The organism is Brachybacterium subflavum (assembly GCF_009299795.1).
Lineage (GTDB): Bacteria > Actinomycetota > Actinomycetes > Actinomycetales > Dermabacteraceae > Brachybacterium > Brachybacterium subflavum.
This window is the reverse complement of record NZ_VIGP01000006.1, coordinates 267,049-286,847: the sequence shown is the minus strand read 5'-3', so window position 1 is coordinate 286,847 and position 19,799 is coordinate 267,049. Positions and strand designations below refer to the sequence as shown.

Sequence of the window (19,799 nt, the reverse complement as noted above, 5' to 3'; positions counted from 1 at the left end):
AGCGACCCGCGGAGCGCGCCCCGCGGAGCGACCGGCGAGGGGCCGGGAGAGTCCGGGGCCGGAGGGCCGGGGCAACCGGCGCGCGCTCACCCGTCCGCGGCCTCCAGGGCGAGCTCCGCGGCGCGCACGTCGGTGATCACGACATGGGCGAGCCCTGATCGGAGGGTCGCGAGCACCGCGCGGTGCTTGCCCTCTCCCCCGCCGATGGCGACGCGCAGCGGCACCTGTCGCAGTTGGTCCTCGGGGATGCCGGTGAACCGCTCCCCGAGGCCGTCCACGCTGGCTCCGTCGATGTCGAGCAGGCTGGTGCCGATCTCGGCGACGACCCCGCGCTCCTCGAACCGCGCCCGCTCCCCCTTCTCCTCGAGGATCCTCGCCAGCAGGGAGGAGTCGGGCCAGCCGCCGATGGTCAGGAACGCCTTCTGCACATGGGCGAAGCGCCGCTGCACCTGCTGGATCATCGGGTGCCGGAGGATCGCGACCTCCTCGGGCTCGATGAGGATCGGGACGTACAGCGGGGAGGTCGCCCCGCCGGTCGCACGGCCGATGTTGGAGATCACCTCGACGCCGTCCCCGAGCCGCGGCCAGCCGACGCCCGTCAGCTGGACCACGTCGGCGCTGGGGAGCTCCTCCACCTGCTGCGAGGCGTGCACGAGCGTGCGCCCGGGGGCGAACCCCAGCACGTCGTCCTCCTGGACCGTCTCGCGGATGAAGCGCGCCGCGACCGCGGCGATCGCCTCCCTCGCCTCGGGATCACGATCCGAGTGCGTGGCGACGACCAGCGCGGACCGGAGGCCGTAGCGCTGGGCGAGCCGCGCGGAGAGGGCGACGTCGATCGGGTCGGCGACCGCCGCGCGGACCTCGACCGGGCCCAGGTCCCGTGCGCGCCGGACCATGCGGGCGGTCACGAAGCGGGATTTTCCGATCTCCTCGGCGATCTCGTTGACCGTCCGTCCCTGCGCGAGGTTCTGCAGGGCGACGTACACGTGCAGGATCTGCTGGTCCAGCGGCATCGTGGAGGCCGACGCGGCCGGGCGCTCCGGCGGGGAGCCGCTCACGCGCCCGGTGCGCGTGTCGCCGGCTCCTGCCCGCCTGCCGTCTGATCCCGGTCCGCCGTCACCGGGCCGTCCGCCGACGCCTGCTCGTCCTGCACCTCGCGCAGCCACTGCATCGCCAGTGCGGGATCGTCCGAGGTGGTGCCGTCGGCCTGCAGCCGCACCGCGTCGCGCATGTTCTGCAGCGAGCGCATCGGCCACACGTGCAGCTCGAGCCCCTGGTGGCGGATCTGCGCGGCGGCCTCCTCGGTGAGTCCCTCGAGGCCGACGGCGAGCCGCTGGGCGCGCGTGTGCTCAACCAGGCCCTGCCAGCCGTCGGGGAAGGCGTCGGCCGTCGCGAGGTCCTTGCGGATCACCCCGCGCCGCACCTGCGGCATCAGCCGCGCCGCCTCGTGCAGGGCATCCTCCTGGAAGCTCATGAGCACGGTCCGCTCGGCGTCGGCCCGATGCTCGGCGAAGTACCGGGCGAGGTGGGGCACGGTCTCCGGCGCCTTGATCTCGAGCTGGATGCCGGTGCTCGTGGCGTCGTACATCTCCGCGAGGGAGACGACCCCGCGCCCGGAATCGAGCACCGCCGCCTGCAGCTGCGCCAGGGTGAGCTCGGCGGCGGGTCCGAGTCCCCGCGCGGAGTCGGCCCCGGCCGTGCGGTCGAGCGTCGCGTCGTGCAGCAGGAACAGCTGCTCGTCCGCGCTCAGGCGCACGTCGAGCTCGATCTCGTCGACCCCTGCCTCCTCCGCGAGCGCATAGGACTCCAGGCTGTTCTCGGGGGCGTGGGCCATCGCGCCGCGATGGCCCACGATCAGCATGCCGGTCATGTATCCGTCCCTACTCTCCGTTCGAACTTCTCCCGAACCCGGTCGATCGCGGGCTCGAGCTCCTTCTCCATCCGCGTCAGCACCTTCTCGGCGCTCTCGCCGGCCGAGTAGACCGACTGGATGGCGTTCTTCGCCTCGACCAGGGTCTCGGGCACGTAGCGGCGCACGATGTCGGGCTCGCGGGAGATCTCCAGCTGGTCGAGGGCGACCTTGTACCGAGGATCCTGCGCGGCGAGCTTCGCGACCTCGTCGGACTCGATCGCATCCTTCGTGCAGGGCACGTACCCGCTGCCCAGGGTCCAGTCGATCGTGCGCTGCCCGGTGCTGAGGAACTTGATGACCTCCCAGGCGGCCTGCTTCCGCTCGGCCGAGGCGTAGCGCAGGATCGACAGTCCTCCGCCGCCCGTCGGCACCCCCGCGTCCTTCTCCCGGGGGAGGAATCCGCACCCGAAGTCGAAGGTCGCCGCCTCCTTGATGCCGGAGAGGGATCCGGTGGACTGCATCGCGGTGGCGCAGGCGCCGGAGGAGAAGTCCCCCGTCGCGTCGGCCGCCAGGTACCCGGAGCCGTCGTCATGGATGAAGGCGCGGTCGTACTCCAGCGCGGCGATCGAGGCGTCGGTGGTCAGGCGCATGTCGAGCCCGTCGGAGTAGGCGCCGCCGAAGGCCCAGATGGACCCCTGGAAGTACCAGTCGTCCCCGCCCACGTAGGCGCGCATCGGGACCTTCTTGCCCTTGTACTCGATCTCGCCGACCGCCTTCCCCCAGTCGCGGTACTCGCTGAAGGTCTCGGGGGCGCGATCGGGCAGGCCGGCGGCCTCGAAGATCTCGCGGTTGTAGTAGAACAGCGGGGTCGAGCGGCCGAAGGGCAGCCACCAGATCTCGTCCTTGACGGTCCCCTCCTTCAGGAAGCGCTCGTCGAAGCTGTCGGTGCCGAAGTCCGCATCGAAGTAGCCTCCCAGGGGCTCGAGCGCCTCGGCCAGGTAGAAGCGGTTCCAGACCACGTCGCTGAACACGGCGATGTCGGGGACCTGGCGCGCCTGCATGCTCGCGGCGAGCTTCGACTCGACGCCGTCGTAGCTGTCGAAGATCTGGACCTCCGCGAAGATGTCGTCCTGCGCCTCGTGGAAGGCATCGAGGTTCGCCTGGATGACCTCGGCGTTGTGCGCCGTGTAGGCGCTCCAGATGACGACGCGCCGGCGGTCGCGGTACTTCTCGGGGACGTCGCCCGCCGGCTGCTCGAGCACGAGGCCGTCAGTGTCCCCGAGACCGAAGCAGCCCGAGAGGAGCGGGATCGCCCCGCCCAGCAGGCCGGCGCCCAGCAGGGTCCGACGGGACGGGGCGGGTCGGCGGGGGCCGCGGCGAGGGTCACTGGCAGGGGCAGTGCGAGGGTCACGGCCCGCAGGATGGATCGGCATGTCTCTCCTTCGACGATCGGTTCCGGCTCAGCGCCCGCTGCCGGCGGCGGCACCGGTGAGGCCGGTGACGATGTAGCGCTGCGCGCACAGGAACACCAGGAGCATCGGCAGGACGACGATGAGGGTGCCGGACATGAGCACGCCCCAGTTGGTCACGCCGTCGTTCGACTTCAGGTACATCAGGCCGATCGGCAGGGTGCGCATGTTCACCGAGTTCGTGATGATCAGCGGCCACACGAAGTTGTTCCACTCGTCGATCACGGCGACCAGCGCGACGGTGGCGACGGCGGGCACGGACATCGGCAGCACGAAGGAGAGCAGCCGGCGCAGGTGGCCGCAGCCGTCGACCTCTGCGGCTTCGAACACCTCGTCCGGCAGCGACATGAAGTGCTGGCGCAGCAGGAAGGTGCCGAAGGCCGAGGCCACCCCGGGGAGGATCAGGCCCGCGTAGGTGTTGATGAGGTGCAGGTCGCCCATGGTCAGGTAGTTGACCAGCAGGGTCACGTGCCCGGGGACCATGAGGGCGCCGAGCATCACCACGAACAGCCACTTCTTCCCGGGGAACGGGAGGAAGGCGAAGGCGTAGGCCGCGAAGATCGCGAGCACCACCTTCAGCACCGCCCCGACCACCGTCACGATCAGCGAGTTCTTGATGAAGGCCCCGAAGGGGGCGATGCGCCACGCCTCGCGCAGGTTGTCGAACGTGAGGCTGCGGGGCAGCCACTTCATGGGCCAGGTGTAGATGTCGCTGTTCGCCTTGAAGGACGTGGACAGCAGCATGTACAGCGGGATCAGGAAGACCAGGCCGACGGCGATCAGCAGCAGGTAGCCCCACCAGTTGCGCCGGAGGGACCCGCGGCGCCGGCGCGGCGCCCCCTTCCGGCCGACGGAGCCCGGCGCCGACGGATCCTGCGCGGCGGACGGGTCGGGGTCCCCGGACGCGGTCCGGGAGGACACGGAGGTCGTCATCAGTAGTGCACCTTCCTCTCGACGAACCGGAACTGGAAGGCCGTGATGATCATCAGCAGCACGAACATGACGGTCCCCGCAGCCGCGGAGAGGCCGACGTTCGAGCGCAGGAACGCCTGCTCGTAGATGAACCAGCTCAGGGTGGTGGTCGAGGAGGCCGGCCCGCCGCTGGTCATCACCGCGATCAGGTCGAAGGCCTGGAATGCACCGATGGTCTGGGTGATGACCAGGAAGAACGTCGTGGGCGAGAGCAGCGGCAGGATCACCCGCGTGAAGCTCTGGAACGCGCTCGCGCCGTCGAGCTTCGCGGCCTCGAGCACGTCCGAGGGGAGCCCCTGGATCCCTGCCAGGTACACGATCGAGACGAAGCCGACGCCCTTCCAGATCGAGACGATCAGCAGGGCGGGAAGCGCCCAGTGGGCATCGGTGGTCCAGCTGGGCGACTGGGCGCCGAAGAGGTCGAAGACGACCCGGGCGAGCCCGTAGTTGGGGTCGAAGATGAACAGCCACACCACCGCGATCGCCGCACCGGAGACCACGTGCGGCGCGAACACCACGCCGGTGACGACCGGGGTGCCGCGGAGCTTCTTGGAGAACAGTGCGGCCAGCAGCACGCCGAGCAGAAGGCTGATCCCCACGACCACCACGACCCACACCACCGAGACCCACAGCACCTTGTGGAACGAGGGCGAGGCGAGCATCGACGTGTAGTTCGTCAGCCCGATGAACAGCGGCTGGGGCGAGATGAAGTCCCAGTCGGTGAGGCTGAGGTAGAGGTTCGCGAGGATCGGCCAGTAGGCGAAGACCGCGATCAGCGCGAGGTTCGGGAAGGCGAACAGGGCGAACAGCGCGTAGCCGCGGCGTCTGCGCCGGCGGCGGGCGGCCAGCCGCTGAGGCGGGAGCGGACCGAGCCCGGAGGCCGCCGATCCTGAGGCGCGATCGGCGGGGAGGGCAGGGGCTTCGAGGCTCATCTCAGAGCGGTTCCTCTCCGTGGAGCTCCATTGTTCGTGCACGACTGCGCGCCGCAGCATCCGCGGGCCCGCAGTGACCGCCGTCACCGTAGCAATGGCGCTCCGTTGTGCGAGGGGCTCGCACATAAGTGCACGCCGAGTTCATCGGATCGCGACCCCGACTTCGTCGCCCGACCCAGCCGTCGCGCCACCTGGCCTACGCTCGGAAGAGGTCCACCGTCGGACCGACGGCGGACCACGATCCCTGGAGGGCAGCATCGTGGACAGCACCGTGGACATCACCCGAGCCCAGACCGTCGCACACCAGCTCATCGCGTCCCATCTCGTCGAGGGCGACATGGAGCCGGGCGGCGAGATCGGTCTGCGGGTCGACCAGACGCTCACCCAGGACGCGACCGGCACGATGGTCATGCTCGAGCTCGAGGCCATGGGCCTGGACCGGATCCGCACCGAGCTCTCCGTGCAGTACGTGGACCACAACCTGCTGCAGACGGACGAGAAGAACCCCGACGACCACCTGTTCCTGCTCTCGGCCGCTCAGCGCTTCGGCCTCTGGTTCTCCAAGGCGGGCAACGGCGTCTCCCACCCCGTCCACCAGGCCCACTTCGGCCGCCCGGGGGCGACGCTGATCGGCTCGGACTCCCACACCTGCGCCGCAGGCGCGCTCGGCATGCTCGCGATCGGCGTGGGCGGCCTGGAGATCGCGATGGCGATGGCCGGCCAGCCCCTGTACGTCTCGATGCCCGAGGTCTGGGGCGTCGAGCTCACCGGCGAGCTGCCGGACTGGGTGAGCGCGAAGGACGTGGTGCTCGAGATGCTGCGCCGGCACGGCGTCAGCGGCGGCGTCGGCCGCATCATCGAGTACCACGGCGAGGGTCTCGCGCAGCTGACCGCGATGGACCGGCACGTGATCGCGAACATGGGCGCCGAGCTCGGCGCGACCGCGACCGTCTTCCCCGCCGACGACGCCGTCCGCGACTACCTGCGGGCCGTCGGCCGAGTCGACGAGTTCACGCGTCTCGAGGCCGACGACGGCGCGGAGTACGACGTCACCGAGCACATCGACCTGAGCGCCCTCGAGCCGCTGATCGCGGCGCCCTCCTCCCCCGGCAACGTGCGTCCCGTCGCCGAGGTCGAGGACGAGAACGTGTTCCAGGTGGTCGTCGGCTCCTCGGCGAACCCCGGACTGCGGGACTTCGCGGCGTTCGCCGAGGCACTGCGCGGCCGCCAGGCGCACGAGGCCGTCTCGGTCGACGTGAACCCGACCTCCCGCGAGGTCCTCGCGGACCTGATCGGCGGCGGCTGGCTCACCGATCTGGTGGCCTCCGGGGCGAGGATCCACCAGTCCGGATGCCTGGGATGCATCGGGATGGGCCAGGCCCCCGCGAGCGGGCGCAACTCCCTGCGGACCATGCCCCGCAACTTCCCGGGCCGCTCGGGCACCGAGGAGGACTCGGTGTGGCTGTGCTCGCCCGAGACCGCGGCCGCGGCGGCGCTGACCGGGCGGATCACCGATCCGCGCACGCTCACCGACTCGTTCGGGATCCCTGCCCCGAAGCCGCAGCTGCCCGAGTCGTTCACCCGTATCGAGGACATGCTGCAGCCGCCCCTTCCTCCCGAGGAAGCCCGCCACGTCGACCTGGTGAAGGGGCCCAACATCTCCTCCCTGCCCGAGTTCTCTCCGATCGACGACGACCTCCGCGCGCCGGTCGTGCTCGTGATGGGGGACGACGTCTCGACCGACGAGATCATGCCCGCCGGCTCGCGCGTTCTGCCCTTCCGATCGAACATCCCGAAGATCTCCGAGTTCACCTTCACGCGCATCGACCCCGACTATCCCGCGCATGCGGCGGAGACGAAGGACGCGGGAGGACATGTGGTGGTCGCGGGGAAGAACTACGGGCAGGGCTCCTCGCGCGAGCACGCCGTGATCGCTCCCTGCTACCTGGGTCTGAAGGCGGTCATCGCGGTGTCCTTCGCCCGCATCCACTGGCAGAACCTCGCGAACTTCGGGATCCTCGCCCTCGAGTTCGACGATCCCGAGGACCATGACCGCATCTCCGCGGGAGACGTCGTCGAGATCGACGGCATCCATGCGGCGCTCGCTGCGGGCACATCGCTCACCGCACGCATCGGGGACCGGGAGATCGCCGTGCACCACCGCCTCTCGCCGCGCCAGGTGGAGATGGTGCTCGCGGGCGGACGGATCCCGCTCGCGGCGCGCGAGGCGTGAGTCGCGAGTCGTGAGGCGTGGTTCCCGAGGGACGACAATGGCCCCATGATCGACTGGGACCTCATCTGGCGCGACTACGTCGGGATCAGCGGCAGCGCAGTCCTCGGCGTGATCGCCTCGACCATCGTGCTGTACGGCTTCTTCTCCCTGCTCATGCAGGTGATCGGCCCGCGCCTGATGGCTCGGCCCAGCGCCGGCAGCTTCGTGGTCCTCGCCGTCGTCGGCGGCATCACCGCCCGCGCGACCCTCGGCGAATCCCCGACGATGCTCGGCGCGATCGTCGTGCTGAGCACCCTGGTGGTCCTCGAGTACGTCACGGGCAGGTTCCGCCGCGTCCCCCTGCTCCTGCGGCGCACGCGTCCCGTCGTCGTCATGGTCGACGGGGAGCCGATCGCGGCCGGCCTGCGTCGCAGCAGGCTGACGCGCGGCATGCTGCTGGATCGTCTGCGCGTGAGCGGGGTGCTCGCCCTCGACGAGGTGGAGCTGGTGATCCTCGAGGTCCGCGGCACGCTCACGATCGTCCGGCGCGGCAGCCGGATCGACCGCGATCTCGTGGCCCAGGTCGACGGTGGAGACCGGATCCCCGAGCGTCTGCTGTCCGAGCTGGGGTCCGCCTGAGGACACGCCCGCTCATTCCAGGACGGCCAGCGCGAGAGTCGCCAGGGGCACCGTGATCACCACCGCGACCGCGCCCAGCGCCATGAAGCGCACCCAGGGGATCCGCACGCCCATCGCCTGCATCCGCTGATGCCACAGGAGCGTGGCCAACGATGCCCACGGGGTGATCAGAGGACCTACGTCCACACCGATCAGCAGGGCCATGGTGGAGGCGGGATCGTCCCCCGCGCGATGCTCGAGGAGGAGAAAGGCGGGGAGGTTGTCGAGCACGTTCGCCGCGAGCGCCGAGGTGCCGGCCGTGCGCAGCAGCCCCATCGGCCCCGTGCCGCCGTCGGCCGCGCGCAGCACGAACGACGTCGCGCCCTGCACGTGCGCGGTCTCGACCAGCACGAAGAGGGCGAGGGCGATCGCGAGCGGACGCCAGGGCACCAGGTGCGCTCCGATCGCCTCGCGGCGCCGCAGCGCGAAGGCGAGCAGCAGCACGAGCGCGGCGGCGCCCGCCGGGATCCACACCGCGGGCACCACCACGAGCAGGGGCAGCAGCACGACGACCACGCATCCGCTGATGCGCAGCAGCGCGCGGTCGCGGATCTGCGGGGCGGGCGACGCCCGGAATCGACCCTGCAGCTCCCGGCGATGGACGACGGCCAGGATCGCCACCGGCACCACGATCGCGACCAGGGTCGGCGCCGCGCTGCGGGACAGGAAGGCCGCCGTGCCCCCGCCCAGGACGTCCCTGGCCAGCAGGTTCGTGAGGTTCGAGACCGGCAGCAGCAGAGACGCCGTGTTCGCGAGCCACACCGTGGCCAGGGCGAAGGGCACCGCGGGCACGTCGACGCGCCGCGCCGTGAGCACGACCACAGGAGTCATGATCAGCGCCGTCGTGTCCAGGGAGAAGAAGGCCGTGCACACCACGGCGAGCGCGCACACGGCGCACCACAGCACCACGGTGCGTCCGCGTGCGAGGACGGTGAGGCCGTGGGCGATCACGTCCAGGAGCCCTGCCTCGCGCGCCAGCTCGGCGAGCACTGCGATCGCGAGGACGAATCCGAGCACGGGCGCGACCCGCGCCATCAGCGCTGCGAGATCCTGCGAAGGGAGCCCGCCGCTGAGGATGCACAGCACGGCGGCGAGGACCAGCGCCCCGATCGCGAGCGCACCGGAGCGCCTGCGCAGGAGTCCGAGCATGCTGCGAAGCGTAGACCGCGGCGCCCTCCCGCAGGTCCCGCTCCCTCTCACGCCGCGGGACGGCCGTGTCCGATGGACTCGGCGGCGATAGCCTCGCACGTGCACGGGGTGCCCTGACCAGGGCTGAGAACACACCCGCTGAACCTGATCGAGCTCGTACTCGCGGAGGGATTGCCGCCATGACACCTGCCCCACGTCCGTCCACCGAGGACGCCGCCTTCACGGCGTCCCTGCGCCACCAGCACGCCCGGGCGTGGGAGCGCGCCGTCGGCCACCGCTTCGTGCGCGAGCTGCACGCGGGCTCCATCCCGGACGAGGCGATGGCGCGCTACCTGGTGCAGGACCATCGCTTCCTCGATGCCTTCCTGCAGCTGATCGGCGCCGCGCTGGCCACCGCCCGCACCCCCGCCGCCCGGCTGCGCTTCGCACGCTTCGCCGGGGAGGTCGCCGGCGACGAGAACACGTACTTCCTGCGGGCCCTCGAGGCGCTCGGCGTGAGCGAGGAGCAGCGCGCACAGATCCCGAACACCGCGGCCACCGACGGCTTCCTCGACGTGTTCCGGGAGGCCGCGGAGACCCGCGACCACGCCGCGATCCTCGCGGTCCTGCTGGTCACCGAATGGCTCTACCTGGACTGGGCGAGCCGGGCGCCCTCTCCCCTGCCCGCGAGCTTCGTCCACGCCGAGTGGATCTCCCTGCACGACGGTCCCGGCTTCCGCGATCTCGTGGGCTTCCTGCGCGCCGAGCTCGACGCCGCCGAGATCGAGGACCCCGAGCGCGTGCGCAGCTTCTTCGCGCGCACCGTCCAGCTCGAGAACGACTTCTTCGACTCGGCCTTCGAGGCCGGCGGCGAGGAGGCGACGGCATGAACTCCTCCGTCCTGTTCGACGGGCTCAAGGCCTCCGCCGCCGAGGACTGGGATGCCTACGTCCACCATCCCTTCGTCACGCGGCTGGGCGAGGGCACGCTCCCCCTGGCCGCCTTCCAGGACTATCTGGTCCAGGACTACCTGTTCCTCTTCCAGTTCGCGAGGGCCAACGCCCTGGCCGCGTACCAGGCCGACACCCTCCAGGGCATCCGCTCCGCCGCGGACTCCCTGACCGCGATCCTCACCGAGACCGCTCTGCACGTGCGGCTCACGGCCTCGTGGGGCATCGACCAGGAAGTCCTCGAGACGGCCGACGAGAAGCCCGGCACCGTCGCCTACACGCGCTTCGTCCTGGACACCGGCATGGCCGGGGACGCCCTGGACCTGCAGGTCGCCCTCGCGCCCTGCGCGATCGGCTATGCGGAGATCGGGACCGCCCTCGCGCCGCGCCTCGCCGAGGGCGGCGAGCACCCGTTCGGCGAGTGGATCGCCGAGTACGCGGGGCAGGAGTTCCAGGCGAGCGCCGCCGCGGCCGCCGCGCGGCTCGACGAGCTCGCGGGCGGCGACCTTCCCGCCCGCCGCCGCGCACGGCTCGAGCGGATCTTCCGCACGGCCACCCGCATGGAGGCCGCGTTCTGGCAGCAGGCGCTGGGCTGATCGCCGACGCGAATTCGCGGAGCGCACGGGGACCGTGCGTGCAAGCATGAAGCGGTGAGCACGCACGCGTCCTCCCCGAACCCGTCCGCGGCGCGGCAGGTCGAGAACCACCAGTCGTTCCTCCACGGCCTCGCCGTGGTGCTGCGCGCTCCGCTGCAGGCGTGGTCGGCGCCCGACGGCACGATCAGGGGCGTCGGTGCGCAGGGCATCTATCTCGGCGATGCCCGCGTCATCTCCGACCTGACCTGCGAGGTCGAGGAACGGGCCGAGAACGAGGACGAGGACGAGGACGAGGGGCATCCCACTCTCTCGCCCCTTCCCGCCGAGGTGCGCAGCGCACACGAGGTCGTGTTCCGCGGGGTCGTCACCGCGCCCGATCTGCCGGGCGACCCGCTCGTCGTCCTCGAGCGCACGCGCACAGCGTCCGGCTGCGGCATCCGCGAGACGCTGCGCCTGCGCAACGACGACGACCGCCCGCGCACCCTGTCCCTGCGCCTCGGGCTCGTCACCGACGGTGCGACGATGTCGCAGGTCAAGGACCCGCGCCTGATGCTCGCGCAGGCCCCCGCCCGCCCCGTGGCCCGCATCCGGGACGGCGCGGCGCGGTGGCGGATCGGTGAGCGGGGCGAGGCGGCGCTCCACGCGAGCACAGGCACCGACACCGACACCGACACGCTCGTCCTGGACGTCGACGGACCCGTCGTCACCTGGCGCTGCGTCCTCGAAGCACCGGCGCGCGGAACGGCCGAGGCGGACTGGGAGCTCGCGCTCACCGACCCGGACGTCCCGTTCGAGGCCGCCGAGCCCTGGCGCCTCCCGCTCGCCGTCGAGCCGGACGCGGACCCCGAGCGTCGGGCCGCCCGCGACCTCCTGGTCCGCTCCTTCGCGGATCTCGACGCGCTGCGTCTGCAGGTGCCGGGCGATCCGGCGCGCAGCTTCGCCGCGGCCGGCGCGCCGTGGTTCTTCACCCTCTTCGGCCGCGACTCGATCATCGCCGCCTCACTGGTCCTGCCCGTGGACGTCGCGCTCGCGGAGGGCACCCTGCGCACGCTCGCGAGCATGCAGGGCACCCGCCTCGTCACCGACACGGCCGAGCAGCCCGGCAAGATCCTCCACGAAGTGCGGGCCCAGGGCATGGAGATGGCCGAGAGCCATCTGCCGCCCGTCTACTTCGGCACGATCGATGCGACGCCCCTGTGGATCGAGCTGCTGCACGACGCGCTCGACGCGGGCCTGGACGCCACGGTGCTCACCGATCTGCTCCCGCACCTCGAGGCCGCCGCCCGCTGGCTCCTCGAGCACGCCGATGCCGACGGCGACGGTCTGCTGGAGTACATCGACGAGAGCGGGCACGGCCTGGCGAACCAGGGCTGGAAGGACTCCGACGACTCGATCCGCCGCGCGGACGGCTCCCTCGCGAGCGGCGCGATCGCCCTCGCCGAGGTCCAGGGATACGCCTATGCCGCCTCCCTGCACGCCGCCGACCTGCTCGAGCGCAGCGCCCCGAGGGACCCGTCGTCCGCGGATCTCCCCGCCCGCCTGCGCGCCTTCGCCGCGCGCCTGCGCGAGGCGTTCCACGCGCGCTTCTGGTGCGAGGGGGCGCGCGGCCGGTACCCCGCGCTCGCCCTCGACGGGGCCGAGCGCCCGGTCGACGGCGTCGCCTCGAACATGGGGCACCTGCTGGGGACCGGCCTGCTGGACGCGGACCAGGAGCGGATCGTCGTCGGCCGCCTCATGGACCCGACGCTGTTCTCGGGCTTCGGCATCCGCACCCTCTCGACCGACAACGGCGGGTTCGGGCCGCTGCGCTACCACGGCGGCAGCGTGTGGACGCACGACACCGGGTACATCCTGCGCGGCATGCTCCGCGCCGGTTTCGAGGACGAGGCGCGCGTGCTCGCGCGCGGTCTGCTGCGGGCGGCGGGCGCCTTCGACCAGCGGCTTCCCGAGCTCTTCGGCGGGCAGAGCGCCGACGAGGTCTCCGCGCCCCTGCCCTACCCGGCCTCGTGCCGTCCGCAGGCGTGGGCCGCGGCGAGCGCCGTCCCGATCGCCCGAGCGCTCGGCGTGCTCTGAGCGGAGAGTCGAGCGACAGGCCCGCCAACCCACCGCTCCTGCGACCCGCTCGGGCCCCGCCCATCCGACGACGAGCCGTCGGTCCGGACGAGCTGACGCACCGACGATCAACGGACAGGTTCTGACCTGCATCGGTTCTACGGTCACGTCCATGACGACTTCCCACGCCACCGCCTTCGTATCGACCCGCATCATCACGGACGACCTCGACGCGATGGTCGACTTCTACGAGCAGCTCACCGGCACGATCGCCGTGCGCCCCGCGCCGGTCTTCGCAGAGATCCTCACTCCCACCGCCACCCTCGCGCTCGGCAGCACCGCCACTGTGCCGCTCTTCGCACCAGGGTCTGCCGAGGCGGGCGCCAACAGGCCGACGATCTTCGAGTTCCTCGTCGACGACGTCGACGCCGAATACGCCCGCCTGTCCGCACTGGGCACGGAGTTCGTCGCCGCGCCGGCACTGATGCCGTGGGGCAACAGGGTGTTCTTCCTCCGGGACCCCGACCAGAACCTCGTGGGGGTGTTCAGCCCCGTCACCCCCGAGGCGATCGAGCGCTTCGCCGGACGCTACGGACGCTGAGCACGCGGGACGACGAGTCCGGTCGGTGCCCCGGTCTCCGGTGACCACCGCGGCATCCCGCCCGCTCCGGGGCGACTCAGCGTGAAGGCCGGCCGTGCACAGGGGCCGCTGTCGTCCGTACGATCGACGGAGGCCACCCACGACGATGCGGAGATCCTCCATGACCCAGTCCCCCAGCCCCTCGAACACCACCGCGACCGAGGCCGCTGCCGCGGGGGCCGCGGCCGGCGCGCTCGGCGAGGGCGGAGAGAGCACCCCGAAGCCCGAGGACCGCCTGGAGACCACCGCCCACCTCCTCGAGCTGCCCGACGGCTCCTCCCTCACCTATACGGCGACGGCCGGCACGCACGTGCTCACCGAGGAGCCCGAGGGCGAGGCGTATGCGCGCGGCACCGCCTACGCGGAGCTGTTCGCCGTCAGCTACGTCGCGACCGATCGCGGGCCCCAGCGCCCCGTGGTGTTCGCCTTCAACGGCGGCCCCGGCTCCTCGACCGTGTGGCTGCACCTGGGGCTGCTGGGTCCGCGGCGCGTCGACTCCGGTGACGCCGGCGCCCTCACCCCGCCCCCGTTCGGCCTCCTCGACAACCACGAGACGATCCTGAAGGACGCGGACCTGGTGGTCGTCGATGCGATGTCGACCGGCTACTCGCGGCCCGCGCCCGGCGCGAAGCCCGATCGTCATCACGGGATCACGGCCGACCGCGACCTCGTGGCGGACTTCATCATGGACTGGCTGACGCGCAACGAGCGCTGGCTCTCCCCGGTGCACCTCGTCGGCGAGTCCTACGGCACCACCCGGGCGAGCGCCGTCGCGGGCCGGCTCGTGGACCGCTTCAACGTCGCCCCCGCGGGCATCGCCCTGCTCTCCCCGGTCCTGGACTTCTCCACGATCGTGTTCGCCGAGGACTTCCCCGCCGGCAACGACGCCCCCTACCTCCACTACCTCCCCACGTATGCGGCGATCGCCCACGCGCACGGCAAGCACCCGGGCCGCTCCCTGCTCGAGGTCGTCGACGAGGCCGAGGCGTTCGCCGAGACCGAGTACCCGCAGCTGCTCGCCCAGGGCCACCGCCTGGACCCCGAGGAGAAGCGCGAGGCCGCCGAGCAGATCGCGGCGCTCATCGGCGTCAGCCCCGACTGGGTGGAGCGGGCCGAGCTGCGCGTGGAGCACATGGCCTATCTCGCGGAGGTGCTGCGGGAGGAGGGCAGGATCGTCGGCCGCATCGACGGACGCTTCAGCGCCCCCGCCGGGAACCTCAACGCGGCGAGCATGGAGACCGATCCGTCGACCGACCAGCTGGGTCCCTCGTACACCGCCGCCATCAACCACTACCTGACCGCCGAGCTCGGCTTCACGTCCGACGTGGTCTACGAGATCTTCTCCCCCAGGGTCCACCCCTGGAGCTATAAGGAGTTCGAGAACCGCAGCGTGGAGGTCGCCTCCGATCTCGCCCGGGTGCTGCGGAAGGTGCCGTCCACCAGGGTGTTCGTCGCCCACGGCTACCACGACGCGGCGACCCCGTTCCACGCCAGCGAGCACGTGCTCGCGCACCTGCCGATCCCCACCGACGACTACCGCGAGCGGATCCGCATCGAGTACTACGAGGCCGGCCACATGATGTACGTCCACGAGCCCAGCCGCGTGGCCCTCGGCGAGCACCTCGGCCAGTTCGTGCGCGGGGAGTGAGCGCCATGGCCATACGCGGGCTTCGACTCGGCGTCGACCATGATGAGGCCCACAGCCTCGCCGAGACCGACGACACCTGGATCGACGAGATCACGTCCCGAGTCGACGAGATCCTCGCAGGCGGCGTCGATCTCGTGGATCCCGACGAGACCCTGCGTCTGCTCACCGCGGAGCTCGCCGAGAAGCGTCGATGAGGCTCGCCCAGCGCGAGCCCCCTGAGGCTCGTGCGGAACTGCGCGACGGCGCTGACTGGTAGGCGGGCTCCGGAATCGGCCAGGAGCGCTCGACGTGACACGTGACGCCCGCGCACCCATCGCCCCGTCGACAGAAGCCTTATCGCCGGTGAGCGGCCGATTGCGACGGACTGTCATCCGTCGTCGGGGCGTTCGGGGCTTTGCTCGGCTCATTCATGAGTGCAGTACGTATCGACGCCGACGACTCGTCGGAGGCGCAGTGGGAATCACGATCTCCGCGTTCACGAGTCGTCGGAGTATCGGGCGCAGCGCGGCAACGCTGGATCCCGTGCGCTCGGCAATATCCCGGATCGACAGTGGTGCCGAGGCCGACATCGCATCGACGATAGAGGACTCCGCCGAGGTCAAAGCCCTCGACGCACCCGCGGGGCCCGGCCGATCGGCACCCTGGCTTCCACGCTCCGCCTGGCCCAGCAGATCCCCCGCAAGGCGCCAGCCATCAGGAGTGCGCTCGAGCACCCCATCATCAGTGAGCGTTCGGAGGATGGAGCGCACGTCGTCAGAATCGAGCTGAAGCGCGCCGTGCACTGACTCGACCGTGAGCAGCGGGAACTCCCGCGCTTGCAGAAGCACTTGGCTCTCCCGGTGGTTCGCGTCTCGCCCAGCCAGTTCCCTCAGCCACTCCCGGTTCCCGGGCACCTCGACCCCATGGCGTCCCAGCACCACCGTCACTGACGCGGGAGTGACGGCGAACAGCGGGTCCGGGAGCGTATGAGCTCGCATTTCGTTGACCATGAAGGGAACCCCGCTTCCCTGACCCTCGACGATCGCTCCGGGCGCCTCGTCCAACGGCAGATCCCTCAAGACATGAATCAGCGCCTGATTGCGACATTGCGACACTCCGTCTGCAATGTTCTCCCTGGTTCGACCACCCCAGAGCCCTCCTGGACTCCGCACCTCGACCCGGTCCGTGAACACATCCACAGCAATGCCCTCTCCGAGGAACGGCCCAGCGTACTCGCGATGTATCACGGCATTGCTGATCGCCTCGCGCAGGACTTCTCTGGGGATCTCCAGCTCATCGATACGCCTGGTGCCGGAGACCGTCGAATAGGTCCTCAGGTTCCGCACGATCGCCTGCACAGCTTCCTCCACCATTTCCGCGAGCGACCCTTCGCAGATCCTCCTATCGAGGAAACGAGTCAACGAGTCTGCCGTCGACTTGCTCGCGCCGGGGTGCACAGCGACGTCGATGTGCAGCTGCGGGAAGTGCTGCTGAGGGTAGACCCCCATCGTGAGCAGTCCGGCCATCCGCACCGAGCCGGAGCGGTCCACGATATTCAGGCGACGCAACGCCGTCTGCCTGTCGTCGCCCACGCCTTTCAGGGCCCTCGAGCCGGATCGACGTGAAAGGTACCTCTCGAGCAGGTCAGGGTCGAGGTCTTCGATCGCAGTATCCGGCACCACCGACCGGTCGGCATCGCTGGGCTGCAGCACCCTCTGCATCTCGAAGATCTCGACAGCCGACAACCGCAGATCCTTGTCACCGATTCGCTTGAAGGAGCCGGGATGGATTCCTCTTTGCGTGATAAAACAGGGCTTCGTGTCCAGCGAGTTCTCCATGATGTCGACGACCAGGACCGTTGCCCCGTCGAGAGCGGGAGTCGAGACGGAGTACCGCGGCGGATTGGAAACCTTCGCTCCATCTTTCCCGCCGTCACCCACGCCCTCGATCAATTGGTCGAGCACCCGATCCGGCGAGAATCCCTCCGCTGGGCGGAATCCGTCACCCTCATCGATCCCCAGAAGCAGGGTGCCCCCACGCGTGTTGGCGAAAGCGCTCACCGTCTCCCAGACGTCCGCACTCAGCCTGCGCACCGACGCCTTCGCTTCCGTCGTCTCGTCGTCTCTTCCGAGTGCACGCAAGTGTGCGACGACATCTGCGAGCGTCTTATCGTCCACTTCCCCACCCCCGGATCGCCACGGGACGGAACACCCGTGACAGTGAACTTCCGTCACTGAACAGCGTCACTCTATACAGTGACGACGTCACTGTATAGAGTGACGACCTCTGTGGCGAGCACCGGGCAGGGGCGCGGTCAGAGCCATTCGCACTGGGGCACGACCCGCCCGCTCACTCCGTCAGCAGCGCCTCGAGGTCGGAGGCGTCCACGAGCGGGTCGTCGAGGTCGACGGTGATGCGGGAGCGCGCCAGCAGCCGCGCCGAGCCGGTGGTGGTCGAGTCCCAGGCGGGCAGGCCGCCGACTTCTGCCGGTCCCGTCAGCGTGCCGAGGAACCGGGAGCCGCGCGGGGAGATCGTCTCCAGCGTCCCTCCGGGCGCGAGCTCGCCGTCCGCGGCCATCAGCGCGAGCCGGGCCGAGGTGCCCGTGCCGGTGGGGCTGCGGCAGATCACGCCGGGGTGGACATAGGTGGCCGACGCCGACTCGAGCCCACCGTCCAGCGTGGGGCGGATCTCGCCCATGAAGTGCACGAACGGCAGCGGGCCGACGTCCCCCAGCGAGGGATGCTCGTGCCGCAGGCCGGGGCGGGCGGCGCGCACGAAGGCGTCACCGAAGGCGGCGAGCGCGATCTGCTCGTCGGCCGCGACCGTGAAGCCGTGGTCGGCGGCGCGGACCAGCGCGTAGTAGGCCCCGCTCCACACCAGGTCGAAGCGCACGGGACCGATCTCGGGCACGTCGACGACGAGGTCGCGATCCGCGACGAAGGCCGGCTCCCCGCGCGTGGTCACGGACTCCACGCGACCGTCGGCGCAGTCGGCGGTGACCCGGGCGAGCCCGGCCGGCGACTCCAGGACGACGGACTGCTCGCCGTCGGTCATCTCGATCGTCCCGCTCTCGAGCAGGGCGGTCGCGGTGCAGATCGTGTTGGACCCCGAGTACATCGGGTACCCCATGGCCTCCATGATGATGTAGCCGGCCTGCGCCTGCGGATGCCCGGGCTCGACGATCAGGTCGACCGACATCGCGGGGTCGCCGTAGGGCTCGGAGAGCAGCAGGCGCCGCAGCCCGTCGCCCTCGCGCTGCAGGAATCGCGCCTTCTCGAGCGCCGTCGCGCCGGGGATCGGCTCGATGCCGGCGATCACGATGCGGCTGACGTCCCCGCCGGACTGCGTGTCGATCAGCTCGATCGTGCGTTCACGGCGCATCGGGATCGCCCGCCGCGCCGTCGTGGGCGAAGGGCGCCCCGACCCGGTCCCAGTGCCGGTCGGGCACGACCACGAGCTTGCCGATATAGGTCTTGCCCAGGAAGGTGCGCTGGGCGTCGTGGAAGTCGGAGAGGCGGAACGTGCGGTCCAGCAGCGGCCGGATCCTGCCCTCCTGGATCCATCCCACGAGGCGGCGGAAGGCGGTGCGCGTCCCCTGTGAGGAGCCGTGTAGCTCGAGCTGCTTGAGGTACACGGTGCGCAGGTCGAGGTCGACGACGGGCCCGCCGATCGCGCCGGCCGTCGTGTACCGGCCCTCGGGACGCAGGATCCGCAGCAGATCGTTGAACAGGGGCCCGGCGACGAGGTCGGCGACCACGTCGATCGGCCCGTCGGCGACCCGCCCGACCTCCTCGACGAGATCGCCGGAGCCGCGCAGGATCACGTCCTCGGCGCCGATCGCCCGCAGCGCCTCCTCCTTGCCGGGGCTGGAGACCGCGTACGGGATCGCCCCGCGCACCCGGGCGAGCTGCAGGATCGCCGACCCCACCCCGCCGGATGCGCCGGTGACCAGCACTCTCTCCCCCTCGGAGAGGCGGGCGCGCACGAGCATCTGCTCGGCGGTGAGGTAGGCGCAGCAGAAGGTCGCCAGCCCCGCGTCGGGGATGTCGGCCGTGATCTCGTAGGCGTTCTCCGCGGGCACGGCGACGTACTCGGCATAGCCGCCGTCGCGGCCGTGGCCGATGTAGTCGATGTCGGCGAGGGAGTCGTCCCCCTCCGGCCGGTTGTAGATGCTGAAGTCGACCATCACCCGCTCGCCGATGCGCGAGGCGTCGACCCCGGGGCCGACGGCGACGATGCGGCCGACGATGTCCGTGCCCTGGATCCGCGGGAACGCGAGCGTCGAGCGCCCGCGGCGCCAGGTGGAGACCTCGCTGGGGTCGGTGTCGCTGCCGTAGGCGCCCTCGCGCACCCACACGTCGGTGTTGTTCATCCCGCAGGCGTGGACGTCGATCAGCACCTCCCCGGCCGTCGGGCTCGGGGTGGGGACGTCGCGGGAGTACTCCAGCTGGTCGAGGCCTCCGTGCCCCATGAGCCGCACGGCCGCCATGGTGAGAGGGAGCGTGGGCACGGGGCCGGGCGGGACAGCGCCGGGCGCGGCCGTGCCGGGCGCGGCCGCGTCCGCCGGGGCTGTGCCGGGCGGGCCGACGCCCGCTGGGTCACGCGGATTCGGGTCCTGCGGGGTGTCCTGGGTCGGGGTCATGCCGAGCTCCCGTCGAGGGGTCCACGCGGCGCTGCGCGGAGCGTAGGAC

Annotated in this window: 17 protein-coding genes and 1 riboswitch; of the genes, 8 read left to right on the top strand and 9 right to left on the bottom strand. The window is 71.0% G+C overall.

The annotated features are described in order from the left end of the window. Positions 1-86 precede the first annotated feature (86 nt). The 5 genes from FHG10_RS15495 to FHG10_RS15475 are packed head-to-tail and all read right to left on the bottom strand — an operon-like array spanning position 87 to position 5,225. Positions 87-1,058 carry a sugar-binding transcriptional regulator gene (locus FHG10_RS15495; RefSeq protein ID WP_152354244.1) on the bottom strand — a complete coding sequence of 324 codons (972 nt, stop codon included), beginning with the start codon at positions 1,056-1,058 and terminating at the stop codon, positions 87-89. Then, positions 1,055-1,870 carry a glycerophosphodiester phosphodiesterase gene (locus tag FHG10_RS15490; RefSeq protein ID WP_152354243.1) on the bottom strand — a complete coding sequence of 272 codons (816 nt, stop codon included), beginning with the start codon at positions 1,868-1,870 and terminating at the stop codon, positions 1,055-1,057. The genes FHG10_RS15495 and FHG10_RS15490 overlap by 4 nt, the downstream gene beginning before the upstream one ends. Next, positions 1,867-3,285 carry an ABC transporter substrate-binding protein gene (locus FHG10_RS15485; protein ID WP_152354242.1) on the bottom strand — a complete coding sequence of 473 codons (1,419 nt, stop codon included), beginning with the start codon at positions 3,283-3,285 and terminating at the stop codon, positions 1,867-1,869. Before FHG10_RS15485 ends, FHG10_RS15490 begins: the two co-directional genes overlap by 4 nt. Positions 3,286-3,312: 27 nt before the next feature. Continuing rightward, positions 3,313-4,254, bottom strand: a complete 942-nt coding sequence (locus FHG10_RS15480) for a carbohydrate ABC transporter permease (RefSeq protein WP_152354241.1) — start codon at positions 4,252-4,254, stop codon at positions 3,313-3,315. Further along, positions 4,254-5,225 carry a carbohydrate ABC transporter permease gene (locus FHG10_RS15475; RefSeq protein ID WP_152354240.1) on the bottom strand — a complete coding sequence of 324 codons (972 nt, stop codon included), beginning with the start codon at positions 5,223-5,225 and terminating at the stop codon, positions 4,254-4,256. Before FHG10_RS15475 ends, FHG10_RS15480 begins: the two co-directional genes overlap by 1 nt. 259 nt (positions 5,226-5,484) lie before the next feature. On the opposite strand from FHG10_RS15475, the gene FHG10_RS15470 reads away from it, so the two are divergent. Continuing rightward, positions 5,485-7,458 carry an aconitate hydratase gene (locus FHG10_RS15470; protein ID WP_227488307.1) on the top strand — a complete coding sequence of 658 codons (1,974 nt, stop codon included), beginning with the start codon at positions 5,485-5,487 and terminating at the stop codon, positions 7,456-7,458. 45 nt (positions 7,459-7,503) lie between these two features. Further along, on the top strand, positions 7,504-8,076 hold the full coding sequence (locus FHG10_RS15465; protein WP_152354239.1) for a DUF421 domain-containing protein: 573 nt from the start codon (positions 7,504-7,506) through the stop codon (positions 8,074-8,076). A 12-nt stretch (positions 8,077-8,088) separates the two neighbouring features. Here the strand turns inward: FHG10_RS15465 and FHG10_RS15460 are convergent, their stop codons facing one another. After that, positions 8,089-9,264, bottom strand: a complete 1,176-nt coding sequence (locus tag FHG10_RS15460) for an ArsB/NhaD family transporter (protein WP_152354238.1) — start codon at positions 9,262-9,264, stop codon at positions 8,089-8,091. 94 nt (positions 9,265-9,358) lie between these two features. Then, positions 9,359-9,453: riboswitch (TPP riboswitch) on the top strand. Between FHG10_RS15460 and FHG10_RS15455 the strand changes: the two genes are divergently transcribed. The 6 genes from FHG10_RS15455 to FHG10_RS15430 all read left to right on the top strand — a co-directional run bounded on the left by FHG10_RS15455 (position 9,444) and on the right by FHG10_RS15430 (position 15,323). After that, a complete protein-coding gene (locus FHG10_RS15455; protein WP_152354237.1) occupies positions 9,444-10,133 on the top strand; it encodes a TenA family protein in 690 nt (229 codons plus the stop codon). It overlaps the preceding riboswitch by 10 nt. Next, on the top strand, positions 10,130-10,789 hold the full coding sequence (locus FHG10_RS15450) for a TenA family protein (RefSeq protein WP_152354236.1): 660 nt from the start codon (positions 10,130-10,132) through the stop codon (positions 10,787-10,789). Before FHG10_RS15455 ends, FHG10_RS15450 begins: the two co-directional genes overlap by 4 nt. Before the next feature lie 54 nt (positions 10,790-10,843). After that, entirely contained in the window at positions 10,844-12,862 is a 2,019-nt protein-coding gene (locus tag FHG10_RS15445) for a glycogen debranching N-terminal domain-containing protein (RefSeq protein ID WP_152354235.1), read from the top strand. A 151-nt stretch (positions 12,863-13,013) separates the two neighbouring features. Then, positions 13,014-13,442 (top strand): VOC family protein, encoded by a 429-nt coding sequence (locus FHG10_RS15440; RefSeq protein ID WP_152354234.1) that lies wholly within the window; start codon positions 13,014-13,016, stop codon positions 13,440-13,442. 160 nt (positions 13,443-13,602) lie between these two features. Further along, positions 13,603-15,129, top strand: a complete 1,527-nt coding sequence (locus FHG10_RS15435) for a S10 family peptidase (RefSeq protein WP_152354233.1) — start codon at positions 13,603-13,605, stop codon at positions 15,127-15,129. Between the two features lie 5 nt (positions 15,130-15,134). Next, positions 15,135-15,323, top strand: coding sequence for a hypothetical protein (locus FHG10_RS15430; protein WP_152354232.1), 189 nt, complete (start codon positions 15,135-15,137; stop codon positions 15,321-15,323). Positions 15,324-15,536: 213 nt separating this feature from the next. Here the strand turns inward: FHG10_RS15430 and FHG10_RS15425 are convergent, their stop codons facing one another. The 3 genes from FHG10_RS15425 to FHG10_RS15415 all read right to left on the bottom strand — a co-directional run bounded on the left by FHG10_RS15425 (position 15,537) and on the right by FHG10_RS15415 (position 19,750). Then, positions 15,537-17,285 (bottom strand): ATP-binding protein, encoded by a 1,749-nt coding sequence (locus FHG10_RS15425; RefSeq protein ID WP_193636349.1) that lies wholly within the window; start codon positions 17,283-17,285, stop codon positions 15,537-15,539. A 172-nt stretch (positions 17,286-17,457) separates the two neighbouring features. Continuing rightward, positions 17,458-18,489 (bottom strand): proline racemase family protein, encoded by a 1,032-nt coding sequence (locus FHG10_RS15420; RefSeq protein ID WP_152354230.1) that lies wholly within the window; start codon positions 18,487-18,489, stop codon positions 17,458-17,460. Further along, complete coding sequence (locus tag FHG10_RS15415) at positions 18,479-19,750, bottom strand: alcohol dehydrogenase family protein (RefSeq protein WP_227488306.1); 1,272 nt, start codon at positions 19,748-19,750, stop codon at positions 18,479-18,481. The genes FHG10_RS15420 and FHG10_RS15415 overlap by 11 nt, the downstream gene beginning before the upstream one ends. Positions 19,751-19,799 lie beyond the last annotated feature (49 nt).

What these genes read in the sequence shown, in the direction of transcription:
- FHG10_RS15420 (WP_152354230.1), bottom strand. Translation starts at nt 18,489, where the DNA reads ATGCGCCGTGAACGCACGATCGAGCTGATCGACACGCAGTCCGGCGGG.
- FHG10_RS15465 (WP_152354239.1), top strand. Translation starts at nt 7,504, where the DNA reads ATGATCGACTGGGACCTCATCTGGCGCGACTACGTCGGGATCAGCGGC.
- FHG10_RS15490 (WP_152354243.1), bottom strand. Translation starts at nt 1,870, where the DNA reads ATGACCGGCATGCTGATCGTGGGCCATCGCGGCGCGATGGCCCACGCC.
- FHG10_RS15435 (WP_152354233.1), top strand. Translation starts at nt 13,603, where the DNA reads ATGACCCAGTCCCCCAGCCCCTCGAACACCACCGCGACCGAGGCCGCT.
- FHG10_RS15415 (WP_227488306.1), bottom strand. Translation starts at nt 19,750, where the DNA reads ATGACCCCGACCCAGGACACCCCGCAGGACCCGAATCCGCGTGACCCA.
- FHG10_RS15460 (WP_152354238.1), bottom strand. Translation starts at nt 9,264, where the DNA reads ATGCTCGGACTCCTGCGCAGGCGCTCCGGTGCGCTCGCGATCGGGGCG.
- FHG10_RS15455 (WP_152354237.1), top strand. Translation starts at nt 9,444, where the DNA reads ATGACACCTGCCCCACGTCCGTCCACCGAGGACGCCGCCTTCACGGCG.
- FHG10_RS15475 (WP_152354240.1), bottom strand. Translation starts at nt 5,225, where the DNA reads ATGAGCCTCGAAGCCCCTGCCCTCCCCGCCGATCGCGCCTCAGGATCG.
- FHG10_RS15485 (WP_152354242.1), bottom strand. Translation starts at nt 3,285, where the DNA reads ATGCCGATCCATCCTGCGGGCCGTGACCCTCGCACTGCCCCTGCCAGT.
- FHG10_RS15440 (WP_152354234.1), top strand. Translation starts at nt 13,014, where the DNA reads ATGACGACTTCCCACGCCACCGCCTTCGTATCGACCCGCATCATCACG.
- FHG10_RS15480 (WP_152354241.1), bottom strand. Translation starts at nt 4,254, where the DNA reads ATGACGACCTCCGTGTCCTCCCGGACCGCGTCCGGGGACCCCGACCCG.
- FHG10_RS15450 (WP_152354236.1), top strand. Translation starts at nt 10,130, where the DNA reads ATGAACTCCTCCGTCCTGTTCGACGGGCTCAAGGCCTCCGCCGCCGAG.
- FHG10_RS15430 (WP_152354232.1), top strand. Translation starts at nt 15,135, where the DNA reads ATGGCCATACGCGGGCTTCGACTCGGCGTCGACCATGATGAGGCCCAC.